At 53.8% G+C, this 23,407-nt stretch carries 22 protein-coding genes; 15 read left to right on the forward strand and 7 right to left on the reverse strand.

Annotated features, from left to right (window positions below; translation table 11 throughout):
• Positions 1–21: 21 nt before the first annotated feature.
• Positions 22–960, forward strand: coding sequence for a tRNA dihydrouridine(16) synthase DusC (gene dusC, locus ACLD11_RS14990; RefSeq protein ID WP_001264846.1), 939 nt, complete (start codon positions 22–24; stop codon positions 958–960).
• Between the two features lie 57 nt (positions 961–1,017).
• Here the strand turns inward: dusC and yohP are convergent, their stop codons facing one another.
• The gene (yohP, locus tag ACLD11_RS14995) at positions 1,018–1,101 is read right to left on the reverse strand and encodes a small membrane protein YohP (protein WP_000698460.1); all 84 of its coding nucleotides are present in this window, start codon (positions 1,099–1,101) and stop codon (positions 1,018–1,020) included.
• Between the two features lie 317 nt (positions 1,102–1,418).
• Between yohP and mdtQ the strand changes: the two genes are divergently transcribed.
• Both mdtQ and ACLD11_RS15005 read left to right on the forward strand, forming a co-directional pair.
• A complete protein-coding gene (gene mdtQ, locus ACLD11_RS15000; protein ID WP_183059276.1) occupies positions 1,419–2,855 on the forward strand; it encodes a multidrug resistance outer membrane protein MdtQ in 1,437 nt (478 codons plus the stop codon).
• A gap of 65 nt (positions 2,856–2,920) precedes the next feature.
• A complete protein-coding gene (locus ACLD11_RS15005; protein ID WP_000169608.1) occupies positions 2,921–3,682 on the forward strand; it encodes an SDR family oxidoreductase in 762 nt (253 codons plus the stop codon).
• Positions 3,683–3,730: 48 nt separating this feature from the next.
• Here ACLD11_RS15005 and ACLD11_RS15010 read toward each other — a convergent pair whose 3' ends face one another.
• Positions 3,731–4,300: a DedA family protein gene (locus ACLD11_RS15010; RefSeq protein WP_001523476.1), complete on the reverse strand. Its 570-nt coding sequence runs from the start codon at positions 4,298–4,300 to the stop codon at positions 3,731–3,733.
• Positions 4,301–4,458: 158 nt separating this feature from the next.
• Between ACLD11_RS15010 and ACLD11_RS15015 the strand changes: the two genes are divergently transcribed.
• Positions 4,459–5,046, forward strand: a complete 588-nt coding sequence (locus ACLD11_RS15015; protein WP_001017057.1) for a Yip1 family protein — start codon at positions 4,459–4,461, stop codon at positions 5,044–5,046.
• A gap of 165 nt (positions 5,047–5,211) precedes the next feature.
• The gene (gene pbpG, locus ACLD11_RS15020; RefSeq protein ID WP_000911555.1) at positions 5,212–6,159 is read left to right on the forward strand and encodes a D-alanyl-D-alanine endopeptidase; all 948 of its coding nucleotides are present in this window, start codon (positions 5,212–5,214) and stop codon (positions 6,157–6,159) included.
• A 57-nt stretch (positions 6,160–6,216) separates the two neighbouring features.
• Here the strand turns inward: pbpG and dld are convergent, their stop codons facing one another.
• Positions 6,217–7,947 carry a D-lactate dehydrogenase gene (gene dld, locus ACLD11_RS15025; protein WP_000095234.1) on the reverse strand — a complete coding sequence of 577 codons (1,731 nt, stop codon included), beginning with the start codon at positions 7,945–7,947 and terminating at the stop codon, positions 6,217–6,219.
• A 266-nt stretch (positions 7,948–8,213) separates the two neighbouring features.
• On the opposite strand from dld, the gene bglX reads away from it, so the two are divergent.
• The 5 genes from bglX (at position 8,214) to ACLD11_RS15050 (ending at position 14,437) form a co-directional block, all read left to right on the forward strand.
• Entirely contained in the window at positions 8,214–10,511 is a 2,298-nt protein-coding gene (gene bglX, locus ACLD11_RS15030) for a beta-glucosidase BglX (protein WP_000871554.1), read from the forward strand.
• A 180-nt stretch (positions 10,512–10,691) separates the two neighbouring features.
• Entirely contained in the window at positions 10,692–11,609 is a 918-nt protein-coding gene (locus ACLD11_RS15035; protein ID WP_000155876.1) for an ABC transporter substrate-binding protein, read from the forward strand.
• 3 nt (positions 11,610–11,612) lie between these two features.
• Positions 11,613–12,782: an ABC transporter permease gene (locus ACLD11_RS15040; RefSeq protein ID WP_001278107.1), complete on the forward strand. Its 1,170-nt coding sequence runs from the start codon at positions 11,613–11,615 to the stop codon at positions 12,780–12,782.
• Positions 12,775–13,722, forward strand: a complete 948-nt coding sequence (locus tag ACLD11_RS15045) for an ABC transporter ATP-binding protein (protein ID WP_411015068.1) — start codon at positions 12,775–12,777, stop codon at positions 13,720–13,722. The genes ACLD11_RS15040 and ACLD11_RS15045 overlap by 8 nt, the downstream gene beginning before the upstream one ends.
• A complete protein-coding gene (locus ACLD11_RS15050) occupies positions 13,706–14,437 on the forward strand; it encodes an ABC transporter permease (protein WP_183070335.1) in 732 nt (243 codons plus the stop codon). Before ACLD11_RS15045 ends, ACLD11_RS15050 begins: the two co-directional genes overlap by 17 nt.
• Here ACLD11_RS15050 and ACLD11_RS15055 read toward each other — a convergent pair.
• The gene (locus ACLD11_RS15055; protein ID WP_001261696.1) at positions 14,418–14,525 is read right to left on the reverse strand and encodes a protein YohO; all 108 of its coding nucleotides are present in this window, start codon (positions 14,523–14,525) and stop codon (positions 14,418–14,420) included. The genes ACLD11_RS15050 and ACLD11_RS15055 overlap by 20 nt on opposite strands.
• Before the next feature lie 59 nt (positions 14,526–14,584).
• Positions 14,585–15,316 (reverse strand): HTH-type transcriptional regulator MlrA, encoded by a 732-nt coding sequence (gene mlrA, locus ACLD11_RS15060; RefSeq protein ID WP_411015069.1) that lies wholly within the window; start codon positions 15,314–15,316, stop codon positions 14,585–14,587.
• 222 nt (positions 15,317–15,538) lie between these two features.
• Here mlrA and ACLD11_RS15065 point away from each other — a divergent pair, with 222 nt between their 5' ends.
• Genes ACLD11_RS15065 through ACLD11_RS15075 form a run of 3 tightly spaced genes read left to right on the forward strand, consistent with a single transcriptional unit; the run spans position 15,539 to position 18,454 of the window.
• Complete coding sequence (locus ACLD11_RS15065; RefSeq protein WP_411015070.1) at positions 15,539–17,224, forward strand: LytS/YhcK type 5TM receptor domain-containing protein; 1,686 nt, start codon at positions 15,539–15,541, stop codon at positions 17,222–17,224.
• Positions 17,221–17,940 (forward strand): two-component system response regulator BtsR, encoded by a 720-nt coding sequence (btsR, locus tag ACLD11_RS15070; RefSeq protein WP_000598637.1) that lies wholly within the window; start codon positions 17,221–17,223, stop codon positions 17,938–17,940. The genes ACLD11_RS15065 and btsR overlap by 4 nt, the downstream gene beginning before the upstream one ends.
• A gap of 46 nt (positions 17,941–17,986) precedes the next feature.
• Positions 17,987–18,454 carry a DUF1456 family protein gene (locus ACLD11_RS15075; protein ID WP_000950412.1) on the forward strand — a complete coding sequence of 156 codons (468 nt, stop codon included), beginning with the start codon at positions 17,987–17,989 and terminating at the stop codon, positions 18,452–18,454.
• A 180-nt stretch (positions 18,455–18,634) separates the two neighbouring features.
• Here the strand turns inward: ACLD11_RS15075 and ACLD11_RS15080 are convergent, their stop codons facing one another.
• Positions 18,635–19,093, reverse strand: a complete 459-nt coding sequence (locus tag ACLD11_RS15080; protein WP_411015071.1) for a YehR family lipoprotein — start codon at positions 19,091–19,093, stop codon at positions 18,635–18,637.
• 240 nt (positions 19,094–19,333) lie between these two features.
• Entirely contained in the window at positions 19,334–21,367 is a 2,034-nt protein-coding gene (metG, locus tag ACLD11_RS15085; RefSeq protein WP_000195343.1) for a methionine--tRNA ligase, read from the reverse strand.
• 164 nt (positions 21,368–21,531) lie between these two features.
• On the opposite strand from metG, the gene apbC reads away from it, so the two are divergent.
• Together apbC and ACLD11_RS15095 are read left to right on the forward strand one after the other, a co-directional pair.
• A complete protein-coding gene (apbC, locus tag ACLD11_RS15090) occupies positions 21,532–22,641 on the forward strand; it encodes an iron-sulfur cluster carrier protein ApbC (RefSeq protein WP_079790472.1) in 1,110 nt (369 codons plus the stop codon).
• 277 nt (positions 22,642–22,918) lie between these two features.
• Entirely contained in the window at positions 22,919–23,200 is a 282-nt protein-coding gene (locus ACLD11_RS15095) for a DUF2574 family protein (protein ID WP_183059284.1), read from the forward strand.
• Positions 23,201–23,407 lie beyond the last annotated feature (207 nt).

Raw genomic sequence — 23,407 nt, forward strand, 5'->3', positions numbered from 1 at the left:
TTTTTTGCTGTGGATACCGATATGCGTGTTTTACTGGCGCCGATGGAAGGCGTGCTCGACGCGTTAGTGCGCGAGCTGCTGACCGAAGTGAATGATTACGATCTCTGCATCACCGAATTTGTGCGCGTGGTGGATCAGCTGCTGCCGGTAAAAGTGTTTCATCGCATCTGCCCGGAGTTGCTTCACGCCAGCCGCACGCCGTCCGGCACGCCGGTGCGTATTCAGCTTCTGGGCCAGCATCCGCAGTGGCTGGCGGAAAACGCCGCGCGGGCGACGGCGTTGGGATCGTATGGCGTGGACCTGAACTGCGGCTGTCCGTCAAAAGTGGTGAACGGCAGCGGCGGCGGCGCGACATTGCTCAAAGATCCCGAACTCATCTATCAGGGCGCGAAAGCGATGCGGGCCGCGGTACCGTCGCATCTTCCGGTGACGGTAAAAGTGCGTCTCGGCTGGGATAGCGGCGATAGAAAATTTGAAATCGCCGATGCGGTGCAGCAGGCCGGCGCCAGTGAACTGGTGGTGCATGGTCGTACCAAAGCGCAGGGCTACCGCGCCGAGCATATCGACTGGCAGGCGATCGGTGAAATACGCCAGCGTCTGACTATTCCGGTTATCGCGAATGGCGAAATCTGGGACTGGCAGAGCGCGCAGGCATGTATGGCGACCAGCGGCTGCGATGCGGTGATGATTGGCCGTGGGGCGTTAAATATTCCTAACCTGAGCCGGGTGGTGAAGTATAACGAACCGCGTATGCCGTGGCCGGAAGTGGTGACGTTATTACAAAAATATACCCGACTGGAAAAGCAGGGCGATACCGGTTTATATCATGTCGCGCGTATTAAACAGTGGTTGGGATATTTACGTAAGGAATATATTGAGGCGACGGAACTCTTTCAGTCGATTCGGGCGTTAAACCGTTCGTCCGAGATTGCGCGGGCGATTCAGGCTATTAAAATCTAATCTCTACAGCGTCCAGAACGTGTGCCGGGCAGATACTATCGCTGCCCGGCGCAGGAATCAGAAAATCATCTTAAACACGCCCGTTACCACTAACAGCCCAATCAGAAAAATAATTAAGATTGCCCATAGAAGAATTTTCATTGTTTGTCCCTTTATTGGTAAATACAAACAAAGTATAGGAAAGTATTAAGCCATCTGCTGCCTTGTTGGGCGCGGCGACGTTTAACTCATGAAGGCTGCTGGCGCGTATTGCAGCAAAATCGTTAATTTATTAACGGGTTAATGGGACTTTACATTGAAGTATTACATCAAAAAATGTATCAGATGAAATCATTTGCTAATCATATAAATTTCAAAATATGTCTTTTGTTGTCTGATGATGTATTGCCACGCGTAACTAAAAAATAGATCGCCGTAAGACGTACTCTCTGCGCACCTTTTTTTATCAGAACACCTCCATGAATCGTAATTCTTTCCTTGCCGCGACAGCGAGCTTACCGCTTTTTATTTTGCTGGCGGGCTGCGCCCCCATGCACGATACCCGCCAGTCGCTGACCCAGCAGACGCCCTCTTCTCATGTTGATTCCAGCCTGCCGGCGGCATTGAAAAACGGTTGGCCGGATAGCCAGTGGTGGAAGGCGTATCACGATGCGCAGCTTGACGCGCTGGTTGATAATGCCATACAGCATTCGCCGGATATGCAGGTGGCTGAACAGCGTATTCAACTGGCGGAAGCGCAGGCGAAAGCGGTTGAGGCGCAGGACGGCCCGCAGCTCGACTTTTCTGCCGACATTGAGCGCCAGCGAATGTCCGCGGAAGGGCTGATGGGGCCATTCGCGATTACCGACCCCGCGGCGGGAACGACCGGGCCGTGGTATACCAACGGTACATTCGGCCTGACGGCGGGCTGGGATCTGGATTTATGGGGAAAAAACCGCGCTGAAGTTACCGCGCGGATCGGGGCGGTCAAAGCGCGCGAAGCGGAGCAGGAGCAGACCCGGCAATTGCTGGCAAGCGGCGTGGCGCGACTCTACTGGGAGTGGCAGACGCAGGCGGCGCTGAAAAATGTGCTGACGCAAATCGAGCATGAGCAGCAAAACGTGGTGGCGGTGAACCGGGAATTGTATCAACACGGCATTACCTCTTCCGTCGAAGGCGTCGAGACCGATATCGACGCCAGTAAAACCCAGCAGCAGCTTAATGACGTTAACGGTAAAATGAAGGTCATTGAAGCGCGGCTCAGCGCGTTAACCAATACGCAATCGGCGGCGCTCAAGCTGCGTCAGGTGAGTCTCCCCGCCGTTGAAAGCCAGTTACCGTCGCAACTGGGGTATTCGTTGCTGGCGCGCCGGGCGGATCTGCAGGCCGCGCACTGGTACATTGAATCCTCGTTGAGCAGCATTGACGCCGCGAAGGCCGCGTTTTATCCCGATATCAATCTGATGGCTTTTTTACAGCAGGATGCGTTACATCTGAGCGATCTGTTCCGCCATTCCGCACAGCAATATGGCATTACCGGCGGGTTGACGCTGCCGATTTTCGACAGCGGCAGGCTGAATGCCAACCTCGATATCGCCAAAGCGCAAAGCAACCTTTCTATCGCCAACTACAACAAAGCGGTGGTAGATGCGGTTAATGATGTGGCGCGCGCCGCCAGTCAGGTAGAGACGCTGGCGCAGAAAAATCAGCATCAGCAGCAGATTGAGCATGACGCGCAGCGTGTGGTCGGTCTGGCGCAAGCGCGCTTTAATGCCGGCATTATTGCGGGTTCCCGCGTGAGCGAGGCCAAAATCCCGGCACTGCGCGAGCAGTGTAACGGCTTGCTGTTGCAGGGCCAGTGGCTGGATGCCTCTATTCAGCTTACCAGCGCGCTGGGCGGCGGTTATCATTCCTGATTTTTCCAGATGATTCAGACAGGGTTCCTATACTTAGGCTGTGTATGAATCATCCGGAGAGGAATATGACCAAAGTCGCAATTGTAACGGCATCAGATTCGGGAATTGGCAAAGCGTGTGCGTTGTTATTAGCACAAAACGGTTTTGATATTGGTATCACCTGGCATTCCGATGAACGCGGCGCGCAGGAGACTGCGAAAAAAGCGGCGCAGTTTGGTGTGCGGGCAGAGACCATTCATCTTGACCTGAGCCAGTTACCCGAGGGCGCGCAGGCCATTGAACATCTTATTCAGCGCCTGGGGCGCGTTGACGTGCTGGTCAATAATGCCGGGGCGATGACCAAATCCGCGTTTATTGATATGCCGTTTACGCAGTGGCGGCAAATTTTTACCGTGGATGTCGATGGCGCGTTTCTCTGCGCGCAGATCGCCGCCCGGCATATGATTAAACAAGGAGAGGGAGGGCGTATTATCAACATCACCTCCGTCCATGAGCATACGCCGCTTCCGCAAGCCAGCGCCTATACCGCGGCGAAACATGCGCTGGGGGGATTGACTAAATCCATGGCGCTGGAACTGATTGAACATCATATTTTGGTCAACGCCGTCGCGCCAGGCGCTATCGCCACGCCGATGAATGATATGGATGACAGCGACATTGAGCCGGGATCGGAACCCTCGATCCCTATCGCCCGACCGGGTTCTACGCATGAAATAGCCAGCCTCGTCGCCTGGCTGTGTTCCGAAGGCGCAAGCTATACCACCGGTCAGTCGCTGATTGTCGACGGCGGGTTTATGCTGGCGAATCCGCAATTCAACGCCAAATAAACGCCGGGTGCCGGATGGCGGCGTTATGCCATCCGGATACCATCGGGTTTAACGGGCCTCCGCTTTGCCGCGTCTTTTCAGCCACCAGCGCACGCCCACCACCAGGACGATGGCCAGAATCAGCCAGACCCCGTGCCTGAGATGCTGATCGAGGTCGTGCAGCCATGGCGCGATCACCTCGCCGCCAAGATATCCCAGCGTGGTAAACAGCAGCGCCCAGATCAGCGCGCCTACAATATTCAGCGGCAGAAAAATTTTAGGCGGCAGGCGGCTGGCGCCAATCAGCAACGGGCCAACCACCCGGAAGCCATACATAAAACGCGTGCCGATCACAAACAGATACGGATGGCGTTGGATCATTTTCTGCGCGCGACGAATCTTCGTATGATAACGCGGGAAACGACGCAGGATCTTCCCGCCATAGCATCGTCCTAACAGGTAAAGTAGCTGATCGCCCATCATCCCTCCCAGCGCGACGGCCGCCGCCACCAGCGGAAACTTGAGTAATCCCTGATGCGCCGCGACGCCCCCCAACAGGGTAACGGTTTCACCTTCGGCCATACTGCCGATAACCAGCGCCGCATAGCCATAATGCGTAATAAGCGTGTTGATATCCATGCGTAAACCACCTCCGGCATTAAGCATACACCCTGGCAAGAGGCGTGCGCGGCAAAGCCGATGTTTTGCCGGAGACTATTTTGCCATTGCTCATAAAATAACCAGAAACTGAATTATACTTGAACATACTGGCATCTGAGGCAGCAGAAGGGGGCAGTATGAACCATGTATGGGGGCTTTTTTCCCATCCCGATCGGGAAATGCAGGTGATCAAAAGCGAAAACGAAACCGTTTCGCATCATTATACGCACCATGTTTTGCTGATGGCGGCGATTCCCGTCGTCTGCGCCTTTATCGGCACGACGCAAATCGGCTGGAATTTTGGCGACGGCAACGTGTTACAACTCTCGCTGTTTACCGCTTTTGCGCTGGCGGTCTTGTTCTACGGCGTGATGCTGGCGGGCGTCGCGGTGATGGGACGCGTCATCTGGTGGATGGCGCGAAACTATCCGCAACGGCCATCGCTTGCGCGCTGTATGGTTTTTGCCGGCTATGTCGCGACGCCGCTGTTTTTAAGTGGTCTGGTGGCGCTCTATCCCCTGGTATGGCTATGCGCTTTGGTCGGCGCTGTCGCGCTCTTTTACACCGGCTATTTGCTGTATTTGGGTATTCCGACTTTCCTTAACATTAATAGAGAGGAAGGATTAAGCTTCTCCAGTTCGACGCTCGCTATCGGCGTGCTGGTCCTGGAGGTGCTACTGGCGATCACCGTGATCCTGTGGGGATACGGCTACCGCCTGTTCTGATGCGAAAAAGGGCTGGCGCAAAAGCCAGCAATGCAGCATTTGCTGACGATTCTTCTGTAGCGGCAACGCTGGCGTGCCGCTATGATGCCACTGCTAGCTTGAGTATAATCTTAGCTCAGGCGGTGTGCGTTACGACGCGCGTGAATCATTATCAGAAATCTCATCATGCTGAAATTCCGAGCTTCATTCCTGAGCCTTGCTCTGATGTTGGCCGTTCCTTTTGCCCCGCAGGCTGTGGCGAAAACGGCAGCGACAACCGCGGCGTCTCAACCTGAGATTGCCTCCGGTAGCGCAATGATTGTTGATCTTAACACCAATAAAGTGATCTATTCGAACCACCCGGATCTGGTGCGTCCGATTGCCTCGATAACCAAATTAATGACGGCGATGGTCGTGCTCGACGCGCGATTGCCGCTGGATGAAATACTGAAGGTCGATATCAGCCAGACGCCGGAAATGAAAGGGGTTTACTCCCGCGTACGCCTGAACAGCGAAATTAGCCGCAAAAATATGTTGCTGCTGGCGTTGATGTCATCCGAAAACCGTGCGGCGGCAAGCCTGGCGCACTATTATCCCGGCGGTTATAACGCATTTATTAAAGCGATGAATGCGAAGGCGAAAGCGCTGGGCATGACGCATACCCGCTTTGTTGAGCCAACGGGGCTGTCGATTCATAACGTCTCGACCGCGCGGGATTTAACAAAACTGCTGATTGCCACGAAGCAATACCCGCTGATTGGCCAGCTAAGCACCACGCGCGAAGATATGGCGACATTCTCGCATCCGGCGTATACGCTGCCATTTCGCAATACCAACCATTTGGTCTACCGTGATAACTGGAATATCCAGTTAACGAAAACCGGCTTTACCAATGCGGCGGGGCATTGCCTGGTGATGCGTACCGTGATCAATAACAAACCGGTCGCGCTGGTGGTCATGGACGCGTTCGGCAAATATACCCACTTTGCGGACGCCAGTCGCCTGCGTACATGGATTGAAACCGGTAAAGTCATGCCCGTTCCGGCTGCCGCGCTGAGCTATAAAAAGCAAAAAGCCGCGCAAATGGCGGCAGCCAGCGCCAGTGCCGGGGCGCAAACCGCACAGAACGATTAAGTCGCCGCAGGCCCGGCAGGCATCGCGCCGCCGGGCTTCACGGTAAACCGCACGGTGTTAATGCGTTTCGTCGGGCGTATTTTCCTGCCAGAATTTCCGCTTACTCGTTTTGCCGATACCGGGGTTCATACTGTTGGTTGGGTCATTTTGCCGATAAAAACGCGTCAGCGTTTCCGGCGCTTTATACAGATGTCCAACGTTGTGCTCCGCCGGGTATTGTGCCCCGCGCGCCTGCAACAGCTCCAGCATTTGCGCTTTCAGCGCATGGACGTCGACGCCTTTCTTCACGATATAGTCCTGATGAAAAACGTGGCACATAAAGTGACCGTAATAGAGTTTATGTACCAGTTGGCTGTCGATTTCCGGCGGCAGATGCTCGAACCAGTCGGTATCGTTGCGGCGCAGAGCGATATCCAGCGCCAGGATATCTTCCACTTCATCAGCGTGTACGGCCTGATAACGAATCGCTGCGCCAGCAGCGGCGAAGCGGTGCAGGAAGGCTTTGCTGCCTTCTTCCGGCGTACAGGTAAAGAAACCGCCCTCAGCGGATTTAAAAAATTCATTCAGCCAGCGTTGCGCTTCTGCGACGCCGTCTCCCGCCATTTTTAACAGCAGATGATGCTCATATTTATCGCGCCAGTTTTTCATTCGCGGCGGCAGATGGCTGGGAAACAGGTGGCCGAATTTCTGCATCGCGCGGTCGGTGAAATGCGGACGGAAAAATTTTACTTTTTCCAGCATCGCATCGGTTCGGCCTTTTAGCGTGAAAAAGAATGGCATCTTGTCGGTGCCGAGTTTATCGATCATCAGAAAGGTATCTTTACCGTACTGCTCCGCAATATCGTAGATATCGCGATGCATATATTCTCCCGCCACTGGCAGATTGTCGAAGTTCGCCAGAATATGCCGACGGATTTCAGTCAGTACCGCGGGCTGATTAGTGCCGATATAAAAAACCTGCTGATTTTTTTCCGCTGCAAAGGTATCAAGGCGAACGGCAAAAACCGCCAGTTTTCCGGCGCAGCCGGAAGATTCAAACAAACGGTCCGGGTCGGCGTTATAGCGGGCGGGCGTATCGGCGTTGATATCTCGTACCCGCGTCACGTAGTCGTGATCGTGCGCATGACGACCATCGTGACGCACATCCTCATCTTTAATCCGTTCATCATCCAGCTTGCTCAGGATCTGCTCCGGGGTATGCCCAAGATCGATACCCAGATGATTGACCAGTTGCAGTTTGCCTTGCTCGTCAATACGGGCAAAGAGCGACATTTCGGTATAGGCTGGGCCGCGCTGCACCAGCGAGCCGCCGGAGTTATTACAGATGCCGCCGATGACCGACGCGCCGATACACGACGAACCAATCACCGAGTGCGGTTCACGGCCCAGCGGTTTAAGCGCTTTTTCCAGCGCATAGAGCGTCGTACCGGGCCAGGCCAGAACCTGTTGGCCGTTATCCAGTAAGTGCAGCTTATCCAGCCGCTGGGTGCTGATAATCACAATATCGCGATCGTAGTCGTTGCCGTTCGGCGTGGAGCCTTCCGTCAGACCGGTGTTGGCGGCCTGCATCAGAATAATTTTGTCAGCGTTAACGCAGGCGTTGAGCACACGCCACAGTTCCAGTAACGAACCCGGGAAAACAACGGCCAGCGCGTCGCCCTGACCGGAACGGAAACCCTTGCGATAGCGGGCGGTTTTGGCGGGGTCTGTCAGCAGGTGAGAATGGCCTACCAGGCGGGCCAGCTCATTCAGGAACGTTTTATTATCAGTCATTGTTATGGAAGACATTCTCCACTCCTTGTGGTGGGACAAAATATCAGCGTTAAGCATAGCGCTTGGTATGACAATACGCTTTCTCATTCAAATTGTCTCTGTGTTGGTGGTATTCATTTGCCGCCTTGATACCATTTGCTGGCGGTTGCGTATTCGACTGTGCGGAAAATTAGGAGAATAACCTTCGCTTTCTTCTCCTCTCGCGTTTAGGCTTATGGCAAACTGCGGTTTTTATTCTGTTTTTACCGCCTCGTCGGGATAAAGATAAAGAGAGACTCAACATGAAATGGTTATGTTCAGTAGGTGTTGCTGTGAGTCTGGCGATGCAGCCAGCATTGGCGGAAAACCTGTTTGGCAATCACCCGCTGACGCCTGAAGCGCGCGACGCGTTCGTCACCGATTTACTCAAGAAAATGACTGTCGATGAAAAAATTGGTCAGTTACGTCTGATCAGCGTCGGCCCTGATAACCCGAAAGAAGCGATTCGCGAGATGATCAAAGACGGGCAGGTAGGGGCGATTTTTAATACCGTCACCCGCCAGGATATCCGTCAAATGCAGGATCAGGTGATGGCATTGAGCCGCCTGAAAATTCCTCTCTTTTTTGCCTATGACGTGGTACACGGCCAGCGAACCGTCTTCCCAATAAGCCTCGGTCTGGCTTCTTCTTTTAATCTGGATGCGGTAAGAACCGTAGGACGCGTATCGGCGTATGAAGCGGCGGACGACGGTCTGAATATGACCTGGGCGCCGATGGTGGATGTCTCCCGCGATCCGCGTTGGGGACGCGCCTCCGAAGGCTTTGGCGAAGATACATATTTAACCTCCATCATGGGCGAAACCATGGTGAAAGCGATGCAGGGCAAAAGTCCGGCGGATCGCTATTCGGTGATGACCAGCGTGAAACATTTTGCCGCCTATGGCGCCGTTGAAGGCGGTAAAGAATACAACACCGTGGATATGAGTTCCCAGCGTCTGTTTAATGATTACATGCCGCCGTACAAAGCGGGGCTGGATGCGGGGAGCGGCGCGGTGATGGTGGCGCTGAACTCGCTGAACGGCACGCCTGCGACGTCAGATTCCTGGCTATTGAAAGATGTCCTGCGCGATGAGTGGGGCTTTAAGGGAATTACCGTTTCCGACCACGGCGCTATTAAAGAACTGATTAAACACGGCACGGCGGCCGACCCGGAAGATGCGGTGCGCGTGGCGCTAAAGGCAGGGGTGGATATGAGCATGGCGGATGAGTATTACAGCAAATATCTGCCGGGTCTGATTAAGTCGGGCAAAGTGACGATGGCGGAACTGGACGACGCGACGCGCCATGTGCTCAACGTAAAATATGACATGGGATTGTTTAACGACCCCTATAGCCATCTGGGGCCGAAAGAGAGCGACCCGGTGGACACCAATGCCGAAAGCCGCCTGCATCGTAAAGAGGCGCGGGAAGTGGCGCGGGAAAGTGTGGTACTGCTGAAAAACCGGCTGGAAACGCTGCCGCTGAAAAAATCGGGCACCATTGCCGTTGTTGGGCCGCTGGCCGACAGTCAACGTGATGTAATGGGAAGCTGGTCTGCTGCTGGGGTTGCGAATCAGTCGGTGACGGTGCTGGCGGGTATTCAAAATGCCGTCGGCGACGGGGCGAAGATCCTCTATGCCAAAGGGGCGAATATCACTAACGATAAAGACATCGTCGATTTCTTAAACCTGTATGAAGAGGCGGTGAAAATCGATCCGCGCTCACCGCAGGCGATGATTGATGAGGCGGTGCAGGCGGCGAAACAGGCCGATGTGGTGGTCGCAGTGGTAGGCGAGTCGCAGGGGATGGCGCATGAAGCCTCCAGTCGTACCAATATCACCATTCCGCAGAGTCAGCGCGACTTAATCACCGCTCTGAAAGCCACCGGTAAGCCGCTGGTACTGGTATTAATGAACGGCAGACCGCTGGCGCTGGTAAAAGAAGATCAACAGGCCGATGCGATTCTGGAGACCTGGTTTGCCGGGACGGAAGGCGGTAACGCCATTGCCGATGTGCTGTTTGGCGATTACAACCCGTCAGGGAAACTGCCGATATCTTTCCCGCGTTCGGTGGGACAAATTCCGGTCTATTACAGCCATCTCAATACGGGACGCCCGTATAATCCTGAAAAGCCAAACAAATATACCTCACGCTATTTTGACGAAGCGAATGGCCCGCTCTATCCGTTTGGTTACGGTCTGAGCTACACCACATTTACGGTGTCTGACGTCACGCTCTCCTCACCGACAATGCAACGCGACGGCAAAGTCACGGCCAGCGTAGAGGTCACGAACACCGGTAAACGCGAAGGGGCAACGGTCATCCAGATGTACTTACAGGATGTCACGGCGTCAATGAGCCGCCCGGTGAAGCAATTAAAAGGCTTTGAAAAAATCACCCTCAAACCCGGCGAACGTAAAACCGTGAGTTTCCCGATTGATATCGAGGCGTTGAAGTTCTGGAATCAGCAGATGAAATATGACGCGGAACCCGGCAAGTTCAACGTCTTTATCGGCGTGGATTCCGCTCGCGTTAAACAAGGATCGTTCGAACTACTGTAAGCCTGCCGTCAACAGGGCGCGATAGCTGCGCCCTGTCTGGCAATGACTTTTCCTGTCCCCCCTTTTATTACCAGTCACGTCACTTACACTGGCGGAAAATCCCAGGTTAAACGCAGACTTTTCAACTATGCTTTTTTCTCAAGTCTCTGAAAAAGGCCGTAAAAGGATGAGGAAAGCATCATGACGATCTCAAAGCTATGGGTAAGTTCGCTGGCGTTGCTGGCGACGGTGAGTTTACCTTTACAGGCGGCATCGCCCGTGACGGTCGGGTCAAAGATTGATACCGAAGGCGCGCTGCTCGGCAACATGATTTTGCAGGTACTGGAAAGCCACGGCGTTAAAACGGTCAATAAAATTCAGCTCGGGACCACGCCAGTCGTTCGTGGCGCGATTACCGCCGGAGAGCTGGATATCTATCCGGAATACACCGGTAACGGGGCGTTCTTTTTTAAAGATGAAAACGATCCGGCATGGAAGAATGCAAAGCAAGGCTTTGAGAAAGTCAAAAAACTGGATGCGGAGCAGAATAAGCTGGTCTGGTTGACGCCTGCGCCGGCAAATAACACCTGGACCATCGCGGTACGCCAGGACATCGCGGAAAAAAATAAACTCTCCTCGCTTGCCGATCTCAGCCGTTATCTGAAAGAGGGCGGCACTTTTAAACTGGCGGCGTCTGCGGAATTTATCGAACGGGCGGATGCGCTGCCGGCATTTGAAAAAGCCTATGATTTTACCTTGAATCAGAACCAGCTCTTGTCGCTGGCGGGCGGCGATACGGCGGTCACGATCAAAGCCGCCGCGCAACAAACATCCGGCGTTAACGCCGCGATGGCGTATGGCACCGACGGCCCGGTCGCCGCGCTGGGTCTGCAAACCTTGAGCGACCCGAAAGGCGTCCAGCCTATCTATGCCCCCGCGCCGGTAGTGCGTGAATCGGTGTTACAGGCCTATCCGCAGATAGCCGACTGGCTGCAGCCCGTTTTCGCCAGCCTTGATGAGAAAACGCTGCAACAGTTGAACGCCAGAATCGCCGTAGAAGGGCTGGATGCGAAAAAAGTCGCCGCAGATTACCTCCGACAAAAAGGGTGGGTGAAGTAATCTGTGAGTGACGCTGCCAAAAAAATCACGGTTAATCGTGTGCTGTTGCTGTTGGTTGTTCTGACCCTGCTTGCTGTCGCGCTGCCTTTCATTAATTACGCCCCGAATCGTCTGGTGAGCGGCGAGGGGCGCCAGTTATGGGAGATCTGGCCGGCGGCCATCTGGATGCTGACTGGCGCGGGATGCGCGCTGTTTACGTTGTGCTTTGTACCCGGTAAACGCGGTAGCGTACTGACGCTGATGATGGCGCAGACGCTTTTTATTGTCATGCTGTGGGGAGTCGGCAGGGCGGCGACCCAGTTGGCGCAGGAGGGCAGCCCGCTGGCGCGTACCAGTCTGGGAAGTGGATTGTGGCTGGGCCTCGGTCTGATGCTGCTGGCCTGTAGCGATGCGATCCGCCGTATTACCGTTGGGCCGCTGTGGCGCTGGTTGCTGCACGCGCAAATTGTCATTGTCCCGCTGGCGCTGCTGTTTTCAGGCACGTTCGACAACCTCTCGCTTCTGAAAGAGTATACCAACCGCCAGGATGTTTTCGATGCCGCGCTGGTGCAACATTTGATGTTACTGGCGGGTACGGTGCTGCCGGCGCTGGCGATCGGACTACCGTTGGGCGTCTGGTGTTATTTTTCCGCCTCACGCCAGGGGCCGGTGTTTACCGTGCTGAATGTGATCCAGACTATCCCTTCCGTCGCGCTGTTTGGCCTGCTGATTGCGCCGTTGGCCGGACTGGTGAAACAGTTTCCGTGGCTTGCCGAATTCGGCGTCGCGGGAACCGGCATGACGCCTGCGCTGATAGCGCTGGTGCTCTATGCGTTATTGCCGCTGGTGCGCGGCGTGGTCGCCGGGCTCAATCAGGTGCCGCGCGATGTGCTGGAGAGCGCAAGAGCAATGGGAATGAGTAGCGGCCAGCGCTTCAGGCATGTGCAACTGCCGCTGGCGCTGCCGGTCTTTTTACGTAGCCTGCGGGTAGTCATGGTCCAGACAGTGGGAATGGCCGTCGTCGCCGCGCTGATTGGCGCGGGAGGTTTCGGCGCGCTGGTGTTTCAGGGGCTATTGAGCAGCGCCATTGATTTAGTCCTGTTGGGCGTCATTCCGGTGATTGCGCTGGCGGTAGTGATCGACGCGCTGTTTGATTTATGGATCGCGTTTTTGAAGGGAGCAACCGATGATTGAATTTAACCATGTCAGTAAAACCTTCGGCGATCAACAGGCTGTTAGCGACCTCAATTTGCACTTTAGCGAAGGCAGCTTTTCGGTGTTAATTGGCACCTCCGGCTCGGGAAAATCGACCACTCTGAAGATGATTAACCGGCTGGTAGAGCATGATAGCGGAACGATCCGTTTTGCCGGGGAAGAGATCCGCAGCCTGCCGGTGCTTGAACTGCGCCGTCGCATGGGCTATGCCATTCAGTCTATCGGTCTTTTTCCCCACTGGACGGTGGCGCAAAATATCGCCACCGTACCGCAACTACAAAAGTGGTCGCGTGCGCGGATTAACGAGCGTATTGATGAACTGATGGCATTATTGGGTCTGGAAAGCGCGCTGCGCGATCGCTATCCGCATCAGCTTTCCGGCGGGCAACAGCAGCGGGTCGGCGTTGCGCGGGCGCTGGCTGCCGATCCGCAGGTATTGCTGATGGACGAGCCTTTCGGCGCGCTTGATCCGGTAACGCGCGGCGCATTGCAGCAGGAGATGACCCGCATTCATCAGCTACTGGGACGCACCATCGTACTGGTGACGCACGACATCGACGAGGCGCTACGCCTCGCCGACCATCTGGTGCTGATGGACGGGGGCCACGTTATCCAACAGGGATCGCCACTTTCTATGCTGACCTCGCCGGAAAATGATTTCGTGCAGGCGTTTTTTGGCCGCAGCGAGCTGGGCGTAAGGCTGCTTTCGTTACGTAGCGTAGGCGATTATGTACGCCGGCATGAAAAGATCAGCGGCGACGCGCTGGTGGAAGAGATGACGTTACGCGATGCGCTATCGATGTTTGTCGCCCGTCGGTGCGACGTCCTGCCGGTGGCGAATCAGCAGGGCGAGCCCTGCGGTACGCTCCATTTCCGCGATCTGCTTTCGGAGACGTCCCCTCGTGAAACGACTGTGTGATCCGCTTCTCTGGCTTATTGTTCTGTTCTTGCTTCTGCTGTTTGGATTGCCTTATAGCCAGCCGTTCTTCGGCGCGCTGTTTCCCGATTTGCCGCGCCCGGTCTACCAACAGGAGAGTTTTGCCGCCCTCGCGCTCGCCCATTTCTGGTTGGTGGGCATCTCAAGTTTGTTTGCCGTCGTGGTGGGCGTCGGCGCAGGGATTGCGGTCACGCGAGAAAGTGGGAAAGAGTTTCGCCCCCTGGTGGAGACTATCGCCGCCGTCGGGCAGACCTTTCCGCCGGTCGCGGTACTGGCGATCGCGGTACCCGTCATGGGTTTTGGTCAGCAACCGGCCATTATCGCCTTGATCCTGTATGGGGTGTTGCCCATCCTGCAGGCGACCCTGGCCGGGCTGGGCGCGGTGCCTGCCAGCGTGATGAGCGTTGCCAGCGGTATGGGAATGAGCCGTCGCCAACAGTTGTATCAGGTTGAGCTGCCGCTGGCCGCGCCGGTGATTCTGGCGGGCATCCGAACCTCGGTGATTATTAATATTGGTACGGCGACCATCGCTTCAACGGTGGGGGCCAGTACGTTAGGCACGCCGATCATTATCGGGCTTAGCGGCTTTAATACGGCCTATGTTATCCAGGGGGCGCTGCTGGTGGCGCTGGCGGCGATCATTATCGATCGCCTGTTTGAAAGGCTGACGCGCGCGCTTACCCGGCACGCAAAATAAAACTGTAACCTGCCAGCATCACGCCGCCGATACCGCCAATAGCCATCAGCAGGAAAAGGGCGATCACCCCGATTTTCGCTACGCGCATTATGTACTCCTTATGTTAATAAAAGGAGTATACATTAAAGCGAATTTGTTAGCTGCTGTTTAAACGCCAAGGGAATGAATGTCGCATCCCTGGGCGCGCCATGCCAGGAGTTGCTGCTGCTGCGCCAGCGTCTGGTTTTCTCCGCACCATACCAGTAACGTCTTTCCGTCAAACAGTTCCGGGCGGAACTGGCTAAGCGAGTGCGCCAGCACGTCGATTCGCCATCCCTGTTGGCTGGCGACCCAACCTTCCAGCCACAGGCGGGTGGTATCATGGATATTCCAGCCGATCACCAGTGCATCTTTTCCCTGTTTCTTACGCGCAGACGCCAGGCAGAGCGCAATATAGTTGATCAGGATACCGTCAAGAATGCCGAGCAGCGCCTGAAGGGCAGGTTGTTGGCACTGTAACCGTCGCCGCAGCGGGACGAACAGGTTCGTGGTCAATGTTTGGGCTGGATAATCCTGACCGCGTTCTTTGACCCATAGCCGTAAACTGTGCAGATTACTGCTTTGCAGGTAGTGCAGCAGGATCTCCTGCTGTTCGCGCCAGCCGTTAGGTTGTTCGCTACTGTCGCTACTGAGCAGCACTTTGACTTTGCTGACCTGGACGCCGTTATCTATCCAGCGCTTGATTTCGCGGATTCTGTCAATATCGGCATCGTTAAACAGACGATGACCGCCATCCGTTCGCTGTGGTTTTAAAAGTCCATAACGTCTCTGCCACGCGCGCAACGTGACAGGATTGATATCACAAAGCAAAGCCACTTCACCAATTGTGTAAAGCGCCATCGTTTCACCCTTGCTCGCGAGGTCCCGGTTTAACTTTAGACGCTCTTTTACGAACCAGGAAGTTTTGCCTGTTTTTTATGCATTAAAACGCGAAGTAGCGGGTTGCGGCGCGGCGTTTAAGTGATCGTATTCACGAATTCATATTTTTATGCAACAGTTCAAAGAAAGTTAATCGTACTCAATGTATGTTACGCGCTTTTGATTGAAGTGTGGTTTGCGGGTATGTACGAGTTTAATCTGGTGTTGCTGCTGCTTCAGCAGATGTGCGTGTTTCTGGTCATTGCGTGGCTAATGAGTAAAACGCGCCTGTTCATCCCGCTTATGCAGGTCACGGTTCGTCTGCCGCACAAGCTTCTGTGTTACGTCACGTTTTCTATCTTCTGCATTATGGGCACTTATTTTGGGCTGCATATCGAAGATTCGATTGCCAATACCCGCGCGATTGGCGCGGTGATGGGCGGCCTACTCGGCGGGCCGGTCGTCGGCGGGCTGGTCGGTCTGACCGGTGGGTTACATCGGTATTCTATGGGCGGCATGACGGCGCTGAGCTGTATGATTTCCACCATCGTCGAAGGGCTGCTGGGCGGGTTGGTACACAGCGTTCTCATACGTCGCGGACGCCCGGACAAAGTGTTTAGCCCGCTGACGGCGGGAGCAATTACGTGTGTTGCCGAACTGGTGCAGATGCTGATCATTTTACTGATAGCCAGGCCGTTTGACGATGCCCTGCATCTGGTCAGTAATATTGCCGCGCCGATGATGGTGACGAATACCGTTGGCGCCGCGCTGTTCATGCGTATTTTGCTCGATAAGCGCGCCATGTTCGAAAAATATACTTCGGCATTTTCTGCTACCGCGCTGAAGGTCGCCGCGTCAACGGAGGGGATTCTGCGTCAGGGATTTAACGAAGTGAACAGTATGAAGGTGGCGCAGGTGTTATATCAGGAGCTGGATATTGGCGCCGTCGCCATCACCGATCGTGAAAAACTGCTGGCTTTTACCGGTATTGGCGACGATCACCATCTACCGGGCAAACCCATTTCATCAGGTTATACGCTGAAAGCAATTGAAACCGGAGAGGTGGTTTATGCTGATGGCAACGAAGTGCCGTACCGCTGTTCGCTACACCCGCAGTGTAAACTCGGCTCGACGCTGGTGATCCCGCTGCGTGGCGAAAATCAGCGAGTCATGGGCACCATTAAATTGTACGAAGCGAAAAACCGGCTGTTCAGCTCAATTAACCGTACCCTGGGAGAGGGTATTGCGCAGCTTTTATCCGCGCAGATCCTGGCCGGGCAGTATGAACGGCAGAAGGCGTTGCTGACGCAGTCAGAGATCAAGCTGTTGCACGCGCAGGTGAATCCGCATTTTCTGTTTAATGCGCTCAATACCATTAAAGCGGTGATTCGCCACGACAGCGAACAGGCCAGCCAACTGGTGCAATACTTGTCGACCTTTTTTCGCAAAAATTTAAAGCGCCCGTCGGAAATCGTCACGCTGGCGGATGAAATTGAACACGTGAACGCTTATCTGCAAATTGAAAAAGCGCGTTTTCAGTCGCGTCTGCAGGTACAGCTTGATGTTCCATCGACGCTTTCACGTCAGAAATTGCCTGCGTTTACATTACAGCCGATTGTTGAGAACGCCATTAAACATGGCACGTCGCAACTGCTTGATACCGGCAACGTCGCTATTCGCGCCCGGCGCGAAGGGCAGTATTTGATGTTAGATATTGAAGATAATGCGGGACTGTATCAGCCTTCCGCCGGCAGTAGCGGGCTGGGGATGAGTCTGGTGGATAAACGTCTGCGCGAACACTTTGGCGATGATTATGGTATTAGCGTGGCCTGCGAGCCGGACTGTTTTACCCGAATTACATTACGACTTCCACTGGAGGAGGACGCATGATTAAAGTGCTGATTGTGGATGATGAGCCGTTAGCGCGGGAAAATCTGCGGATTTTGCTCCAGGGGCAGGATGACATTGAGATTGTGGGAGAGTGCGCGAACGCGGTAGAAGCGATTGGCGCGGTACATAAGCTGCGGCCTGATGTGCTGTTTCTGGATATTCAGATGCCGCGTATCAGTGGACTGGAGATGGTAGGAATGCTTGACCCGGAACACCGCCCGTATATCGTTTTTTTAACCGCGTTTGACGAATACGCCATCAAAGCCTTTGAAGAGCACGCTTTTGATTATCTGCTCAAGCCGATAGAGGAGAAACGGCTGGAAAAAACGTTACATCGTCTGCGTCAGGAGCGCAGTAAACAGGATGTTTCGTTGCTGCCGGAAAACCAGCAGGCGCTTAAATTTATTCCCTGTACCGGACACAGCCGGATCTATTTGTTGCAAATGGATGATGTCGCCTTTGTCAGTAGCCGTATGAGCGGCGTTTATGTGACCAGCAGTGAAGGGAAAGAGGGGTTTACCGAGCTGACGCTGCGCACGCTGGAAAGCCGGACGCCGCTACTGCGTTGTCATCGTCAGTTTCTGGTGAATATGGCCCATTTGCAGGAAATTCGGCTGGAGGATAATGGGCAGGCAGAGCTGATTTTACGCAACGGTCTGACGGTGCCGGTAAGCCGTCGCTATCTGAAAAGTTTAAAAGAGGCGATTGGCCTGTAAAAGACTGTTAGAATATCGTTTTGCCATAGAAACGACCGAAGGCCTCATGCTGAGTAACGATATTCTGCGTAGCGTGCGCTACATTTTAAAAGCTAATAATACCGATCTGGCGCGTATCCTGGCGCTGGGTAACGTTGATGCTACGCCGGAGCAGATTGCAATCTGGTTGCGCAAAGAAGAGGAAGAGGGGTTTCAGCGTTGCCCGGATATCGTGTTGTCCTCATTTCTCAATGGCCTCATTTATGAAAAACGCGGCAAAGATGAGGCGGCGCCTGCATTGACGGCGGAACGTCGTATCAACAACAATATTGTGCTGAAAAAGCTACGTATTGCCTTTTCGCTAAAAACAGATGATATCCTGGCGATACTTACCGATCAGTTGTTTCGTGTCTCGATGCCAGAGATCACCGCGATGATGCGTGCGCCGGATCATAAGAACTTCCGCGAATGCGGCGATCAGTTTATGCGTTATTTTCTGCGCGGTCTGGCGGCCCGTGAACACGCGGCGAAGTAATTAATTCTGCGGTATTGTTCCCGGCAGCGTCCTGCCTGACCGGGAAAACCCATTATTATAGGTTTTGGCGAGGGGACTTACAGCGAGGCTGTCTTTTTTCGGTATTCATAAAGAAAAGACGCTGCCGAAGCAGCGCCCTGAGCGACTTTATCAGTCGAGGCAATACATTATGCCTGCCAGTTATTTCGTTTCTTTAAAACCAGCGGCTTCCAGCAGCGTCTGGGTTTGTTTCATGCTGATACCTTTGCTGGTATCGCCGGACACCATTGTCCCAGAGATTCCCTGTAACGCTTTGAAGTCCACTTTTTCCATATCCACAGAGACGTTTTCCTGGGCATAGGTATCTTCATAGGTTAATTTTTCTTCCACTCCGGCGATATTTTTATATTTCGCGCTCAGCGGATCGAGAATTTTGGCGGCATCTTCTTTCGTTTTAGCGCCTACCGTGGCATAGCTGATTTTACTTTCAGACGTCTGCTTAATGATTTTGTCACCTTTATAGGTGTAAGTAATTGAAATTTCTGTCCCCGCCAGGTTTGCGTTAAAGGTCTTTGATTCTTCTTTATCGCCACAGCCAGCAAGAGAGAACACCAGTACGGAAGCCAAAGCCGCGGACAATAACTTGCCAGAAATTTTCATCTAAAACTCCATTTTATATAATGATTGGGCTTTTAAAATAATTTCAATGAATTAATTTAACCCAGTAATAGCAATGTATCAGGGAGAGATAGAATATGACTTTTAGCCGTTATTTAGCAGTCCGGATATGGAGTCTTAGCGCTATTGCTTATTAAGGAAAAAGTTAAAACGCGCGGAGGAGGCGGTATGCCAGTCAGGATTAAGCGGTTAAAAAAGCCGGAGCATGCTCCGGCTTGTTGCTTATTTCACCTGCTGGCCAGGCTTCGCGCCGTCATCAGGGCTTAACAGGAAGATATCTTTCCCGCCAGGGCCGGCGGCCATCACCATTCCCTCGGAGACGCCAAAGCGCATTTTGCGCGGCGCGAGGTTGGCGACCATTACCGTCTGGCGGCCAATCAGCGCCTGCGGGTCCGGGTAGGCGGAACGAATGCCGGAGAAGACGTTACGCTTCTCGCCGCCCAGATCCAGCGTCAGGCGCAGCAATTTGTCAGAACCGTCTACGAACTCAGCGTTTTCAATCAATGCTACGCGCAGGTCAATTTTGGCGAAATCGTCAAAGGTGATGGTTTCCTGAATCGGGAAGTCGGCTAACGGGCCGGTAACCGGCGCGGCTGCGGCTTTCACCTCTTCTTTAGACGCTTCAACCAGCGCTTCAACTTGCTTCATGTCGATGCGATTGTAGAGCGCCTTAAAGGTGTTGACCTTGTGACCGAGCAGCGGCTGTTCGATAGCATCCCAGTTCAGTTCGCTGTTCAGGAAGGCTTCAACGCGTTCAGAAAGCGTCGGCAGTACCGGTTTCAGATACGTCATCAGCACGCGGAACAGGTTGATGCCCATTGAGCAAATGGCCTGCAGGTCCGCGTCGCGGCCTTCCTGTTTAGCCACCACCCACGGAGCCTGCTCGTCAACATAACGGTTAGCGACGTCGGCCAGCGCCATAATCTCACGGATAGCTTTGCCGAATTCACGGCTTTCCCATGCTTCGCCAATCACCGCAGCGGCGTCAGTAAAGGTTTTATACAATTGCGGATCGGCCAGTTCAGTTGCCAGCACGCCGTCGAAACGCTTATTGATAAAACCGGCGTTACGCGAGGCCAGGTTGACTACTTTATTGACGATATCGGCATTGACGCGCTGGACAAAGTCTTCCAGGTTCAGGTCGATGTCATCAATGCGTGAAGAAAGCTTCGCGGTGTAGTAGTAGCGCAGGCTGTCGGCGTCAAAGTGTTTCAGCCAGGTGCTGGCCTTAATAAAGGTGCCGCGCGACTTAGACATCTTCGCGCCGTTCACCGTCACGTAACCGTGAACGAACAGGTTGGTCGGCTTACGGAAGTGGCTGCCTTCCAGCATGGCAGGCCAGAACAGGCTGTGGAAATAGACGATGTCTTTGCCGATAAAGTGGTACAGCTCGGCGTCGGAGTCTTTTTTCCAGTACTCATCAAAACTGGTCGTGTCGCCGCGCTTATCACACAGATTTTTGAAGGAACCCATATAGCCAATCGGCGCGTCCAGCCAGACGTAGAAATATTTGCCCGGCGCGTTCGGGATTTCGAAACCAAAATACGGCGCGTCGCGGGAAATGTCCCACTGTTGCAGGCCGGATTCAAACCACTCCTGCATTTTGTTCGCCACCTGCTCCTGCAGCGCTCCGCTGCGGGTCCACGCCTGCAGCATTTCGCTGAATGACGGCAGGTCAAAGAAAAAGTGCTCGGAGTCACGCATTACCGGCGTCGCGCCGGACACCACGGATTTCGGCTCGATAAGTTCGGTCGGGCTGTAAGTTGCGCCGCAGACTTCACAGTTATCGCCGTACTGGTCCGCGGATTTACATTTCGGGCAGGTGCCTTTCACAAATCGGTCCGGCAGGAACATGCCTTTTTCCGGATCGTAGAGTTGAGAGATAGTGCGGTTCTTAATAAAACCGTTCTCCTTCAGGCGCGTGTAAATCAGCTCAGACAACTCACGGTTCTCGTCGCTGTGCGTTGAGTGGTAGTTGTCATAGCTAATATTAAAACCGGCGAAATCGGTCTGGTGCTCCTGGCTCATTTCACCGATCATTTGCTCCGGCGTAATACCAAGCTGCTGCGCTTTCAGCATGATCGGCGTGCCATGAGCGTCATCGGCACAGATGAAGTTAACCTCATGGCCGCGCATTCGCTGGTAACGGACCCAGACATCAGCCTGGATGTGCTCCAGCATATGGCCGAGGTGGATAGAGCCGTTGGCGTACGGCAGCGCGCACGTTACCAGAATTTTCTTCGCGACTTGAGTCATAGTGGGTATTACTTCTTCTGTTGTAAAAAAGGGCTTTGATAGTACCAAAATGGTAATTACTGCGCCAAGCGATAAGGGCATTTATCCGTAAATGAATAATTGTTACCGCTGGAGTAAACTACAAAGTTACAATCGTACTTTTCAGAACTACAAAAGGAGTCGGGATGAACGAACAATCCCAGGCCAAGTCACCAGATACCCTGCGAGCGATGGTCGCCGGGACGCTGGCGAATTTTCAGCACCCAACCCTGAAGCATAACCTCACCACGCTTAAGGCGTTGCACCACGTCGCCTGGATGGATGATACGCTGCACGTTGAGCTGGTCATGCCGTTCGTCTGGAACAGCGCGTTTGAGGTTTTAAAAGAGCAATGCAGCGCCGATCTGTTACGTATTACAGGCGCAAAAGCGATCGACTGGAAACTGTCGTACAACATTGCGACGCTGAAACGCGTCAAAAATCAGCCTGGCATTAATGGCGTGAAAAACATCATTGCCGTGAGCTCCGGTAAAGGCGGGGTGGGTAAATCGTCCACCGCCGTTAACCTGGCGCTGGCGTTAGCGGCTGAAGGCGCAAAGGTTGGGATTCTCGATGCCGATATTTACGGTCCGTCGATCCCAACCATGCTTGGCGCAGAAGATCAGCGCCCGACATCGCCAGACGGTACGCATATGGCGCCGATTATGTCTCACGGCCTGGCGACCAACTCGATCGGTTATCTGGTGACTGACGATAACGCGATGGTATGGCGCGGCCCAATGGCCAGTAAGGCGCTGATGCAGATGTTACAGGAGACGCTGTGGCCGGATCTGGATTATCTGGTACTGGATATGCCGCCGGGAACCGGGGATATTCAGCTAACGCTGGCGCAGAACATTCCTGTTACCGGCGCGGTGGTGGTGACTACGCCGCAGGATATCGCGCTAATCGACGCCAAAAAAGGTATCGTGATGTTCGAGAAGGTGGAAGTGCCGGTGCTCGGCATTGTGGAAAATATGAGTATGCATATTTGTAGCAACTGCGGCCATCACGAACCGATCTTCGGCACGGGCGGCGCGCAGAAGCTGGCGGAAAAATACCATACTCAGCTTCTGGGTCAGATGCCGCTGCATATTAGTCTGCGCGAAGATCTCGATCGCGGTACGCCGACGGTGGTTAGCCGTCCGGAGAGCGAGTTTACCGCGATCTATCGCGAACTGGCCGATCGCGTTGCGGCACAGCTTTACTGGCAGGGTGAAGTGATTCCGGGTGAAATCGCCTTCCGCGCGGTGTAATCCTCCTGACGTATTCCAAAGAGAATATGACATTCACTGCATTAATATATATTGATGTGGTGAATGTATTAATAAAATAATAGCCCCCGCATTGTTAATTCTTGCTTAAACAGACAGGCGTTTATCTGAAATAATCGGCAAAAACATTATTTGAATTGATCATACCTATCCTACTGATTTATTTTTTCAATTGGTTTTAAGGTATCGATACGTTCATACTGCTCATCAGGATAGCCTGCATACTGTTTGACGTTCACCAGAGGAACAATTGCTCACGATGAAAAAATATTTGCTGATGGGAATTATAGTTTCGGCTTATGGAATAAGCATACCCGTTTTTGCCTCCGATACCGCAACATTAACCATCAGTGGAAAAGTGACCGCGCCAACGTGCAGTACAGAAGTGGTAAACGCACAGTTACAGCAGCGTTGCGGCAACACTATCCACGTTTCAACGCTGCAAACACCCGCCGTTACGCCGATGAGAGGTGTGACAACGCAGCTATACGCGGTGCCTGGTGATAGCACCCGACAGATTATTGTTAATCATTACGACTAAGAGCCTATCCCATTAGGGCTATTTTACTTGCCATTGTGGTCCTGGGCAGTGCTCGCCAAAACGCGTTAGCGTTTTGAACGCCGCTAGCGGCGGCCCGAAGGGCGAGCGTAGCGAGTCAAACCTCACGTACTACGTGTACGCTCCGGTTTTTGCGCGCTGTCCGTGTCCAAACTGGCTGCGCCAATAACGCCTGGTGGGATAGGCTCT

This window comes from Salmonella sp. 741265116_PST (assembly GCF_046567715.1).
In the GTDB taxonomy this organism is placed as follows: domain Bacteria; phylum Pseudomonadota; class Gammaproteobacteria; order Enterobacterales; family Enterobacteriaceae; genus Salmonella; species Salmonella enterica.

What these genes read in the sequence shown, in the direction of transcription:
- ACLD11_RS15075 (WP_000950412.1), top strand. Translation starts at nt 17,987, where the DNA reads ATGCTGAGTAACGATATTCTGCGTAGCGTGCGCTACATTTTAAAAGCT.
- ACLD11_RS15035 (WP_000155876.1), top strand. Translation starts at nt 10,692, where the DNA reads ATGACGATCTCAAAGCTATGGGTAAGTTCGCTGGCGTTGCTGGCGACG.
- mdtQ (WP_183059276.1), top strand. Translation starts at nt 1,419, where the DNA reads ATGAATCGTAATTCTTTCCTTGCCGCGACAGCGAGCTTACCGCTTTTT.
- ACLD11_RS15010 (WP_001523476.1), bottom strand. Translation starts at nt 4,300, where the DNA reads ATGGATATCAACACGCTTATTACGCATTATGGCTATGCGGCGCTGGTT.
- ACLD11_RS15015 (WP_001017057.1), top strand. Translation starts at nt 4,459, where the DNA reads ATGAACCATGTATGGGGGCTTTTTTCCCATCCCGATCGGGAAATGCAG.
- btsR (WP_000598637.1), top strand. Translation starts at nt 17,221, where the DNA reads ATGATTAAAGTGCTGATTGTGGATGATGAGCCGTTAGCGCGGGAAAAT.
- ACLD11_RS15045 (WP_411015068.1), top strand. Translation starts at nt 12,775, where the DNA reads ATGATTGAATTTAACCATGTCAGTAAAACCTTCGGCGATCAACAGGCT.
- bglX (WP_000871554.1), top strand. Translation starts at nt 8,214, where the DNA reads ATGAAATGGTTATGTTCAGTAGGTGTTGCTGTGAGTCTGGCGATGCAG.
- ACLD11_RS15080 (WP_411015071.1), bottom strand. Translation starts at nt 19,093, where the DNA reads ATGAAAATTTCTGGCAAGTTATTGTCCGCGGCTTTGGCTTCCGTACTG.
- apbC (WP_079790472.1), top strand. Translation starts at nt 21,532, where the DNA reads ATGAACGAACAATCCCAGGCCAAGTCACCAGATACCCTGCGAGCGATG.
- yohP (WP_000698460.1), bottom strand. Translation starts at nt 1,101, where the DNA reads ATGAAAATTCTTCTATGGGCAATCTTAATTATTTTTCTGATTGGGCTG.
- dld (WP_000095234.1), bottom strand. Translation starts at nt 7,947, where the DNA reads ATGTCTTCCATAACAATGACTGATAATAAAACGTTCCTGAATGAGCTG.
- metG (WP_000195343.1), bottom strand. Translation starts at nt 21,367, where the DNA reads ATGACTCAAGTCGCGAAGAAAATTCTGGTAACGTGCGCGCTGCCGTAC.
- pbpG (WP_000911555.1), top strand. Translation starts at nt 5,212, where the DNA reads ATGCTGAAATTCCGAGCTTCATTCCTGAGCCTTGCTCTGATGTTGGCC.
- ACLD11_RS15065 (WP_411015070.1), top strand. Translation starts at nt 15,539, where the DNA reads ATGTACGAGTTTAATCTGGTGTTGCTGCTGCTTCAGCAGATGTGCGTG.
- mlrA (WP_411015069.1), bottom strand. Translation starts at nt 15,316, where the DNA reads ATGGCGCTTTACACAATTGGTGAAGTGGCTTTGCTTTGTGATATCAAT.
- ACLD11_RS15055 (WP_001261696.1), bottom strand. Translation starts at nt 14,525, where the DNA reads ATGCGCGTAGCGAAAATCGGGGTGATCGCCCTTTTCCTGCTGATGGCT.
- dusC (WP_001264846.1), top strand. Translation starts at nt 22, where the DNA reads ATGCGTGTTTTACTGGCGCCGATGGAAGGCGTGCTCGACGCGTTAGTG.
- ACLD11_RS15005 (WP_000169608.1), top strand. Translation starts at nt 2,921, where the DNA reads ATGACCAAAGTCGCAATTGTAACGGCATCAGATTCGGGAATTGGCAAA.
- ACLD11_RS15095 (WP_183059284.1), top strand. Translation starts at nt 22,919, where the DNA reads ATGAAAAAATATTTGCTGATGGGAATTATAGTTTCGGCTTATGGAATA.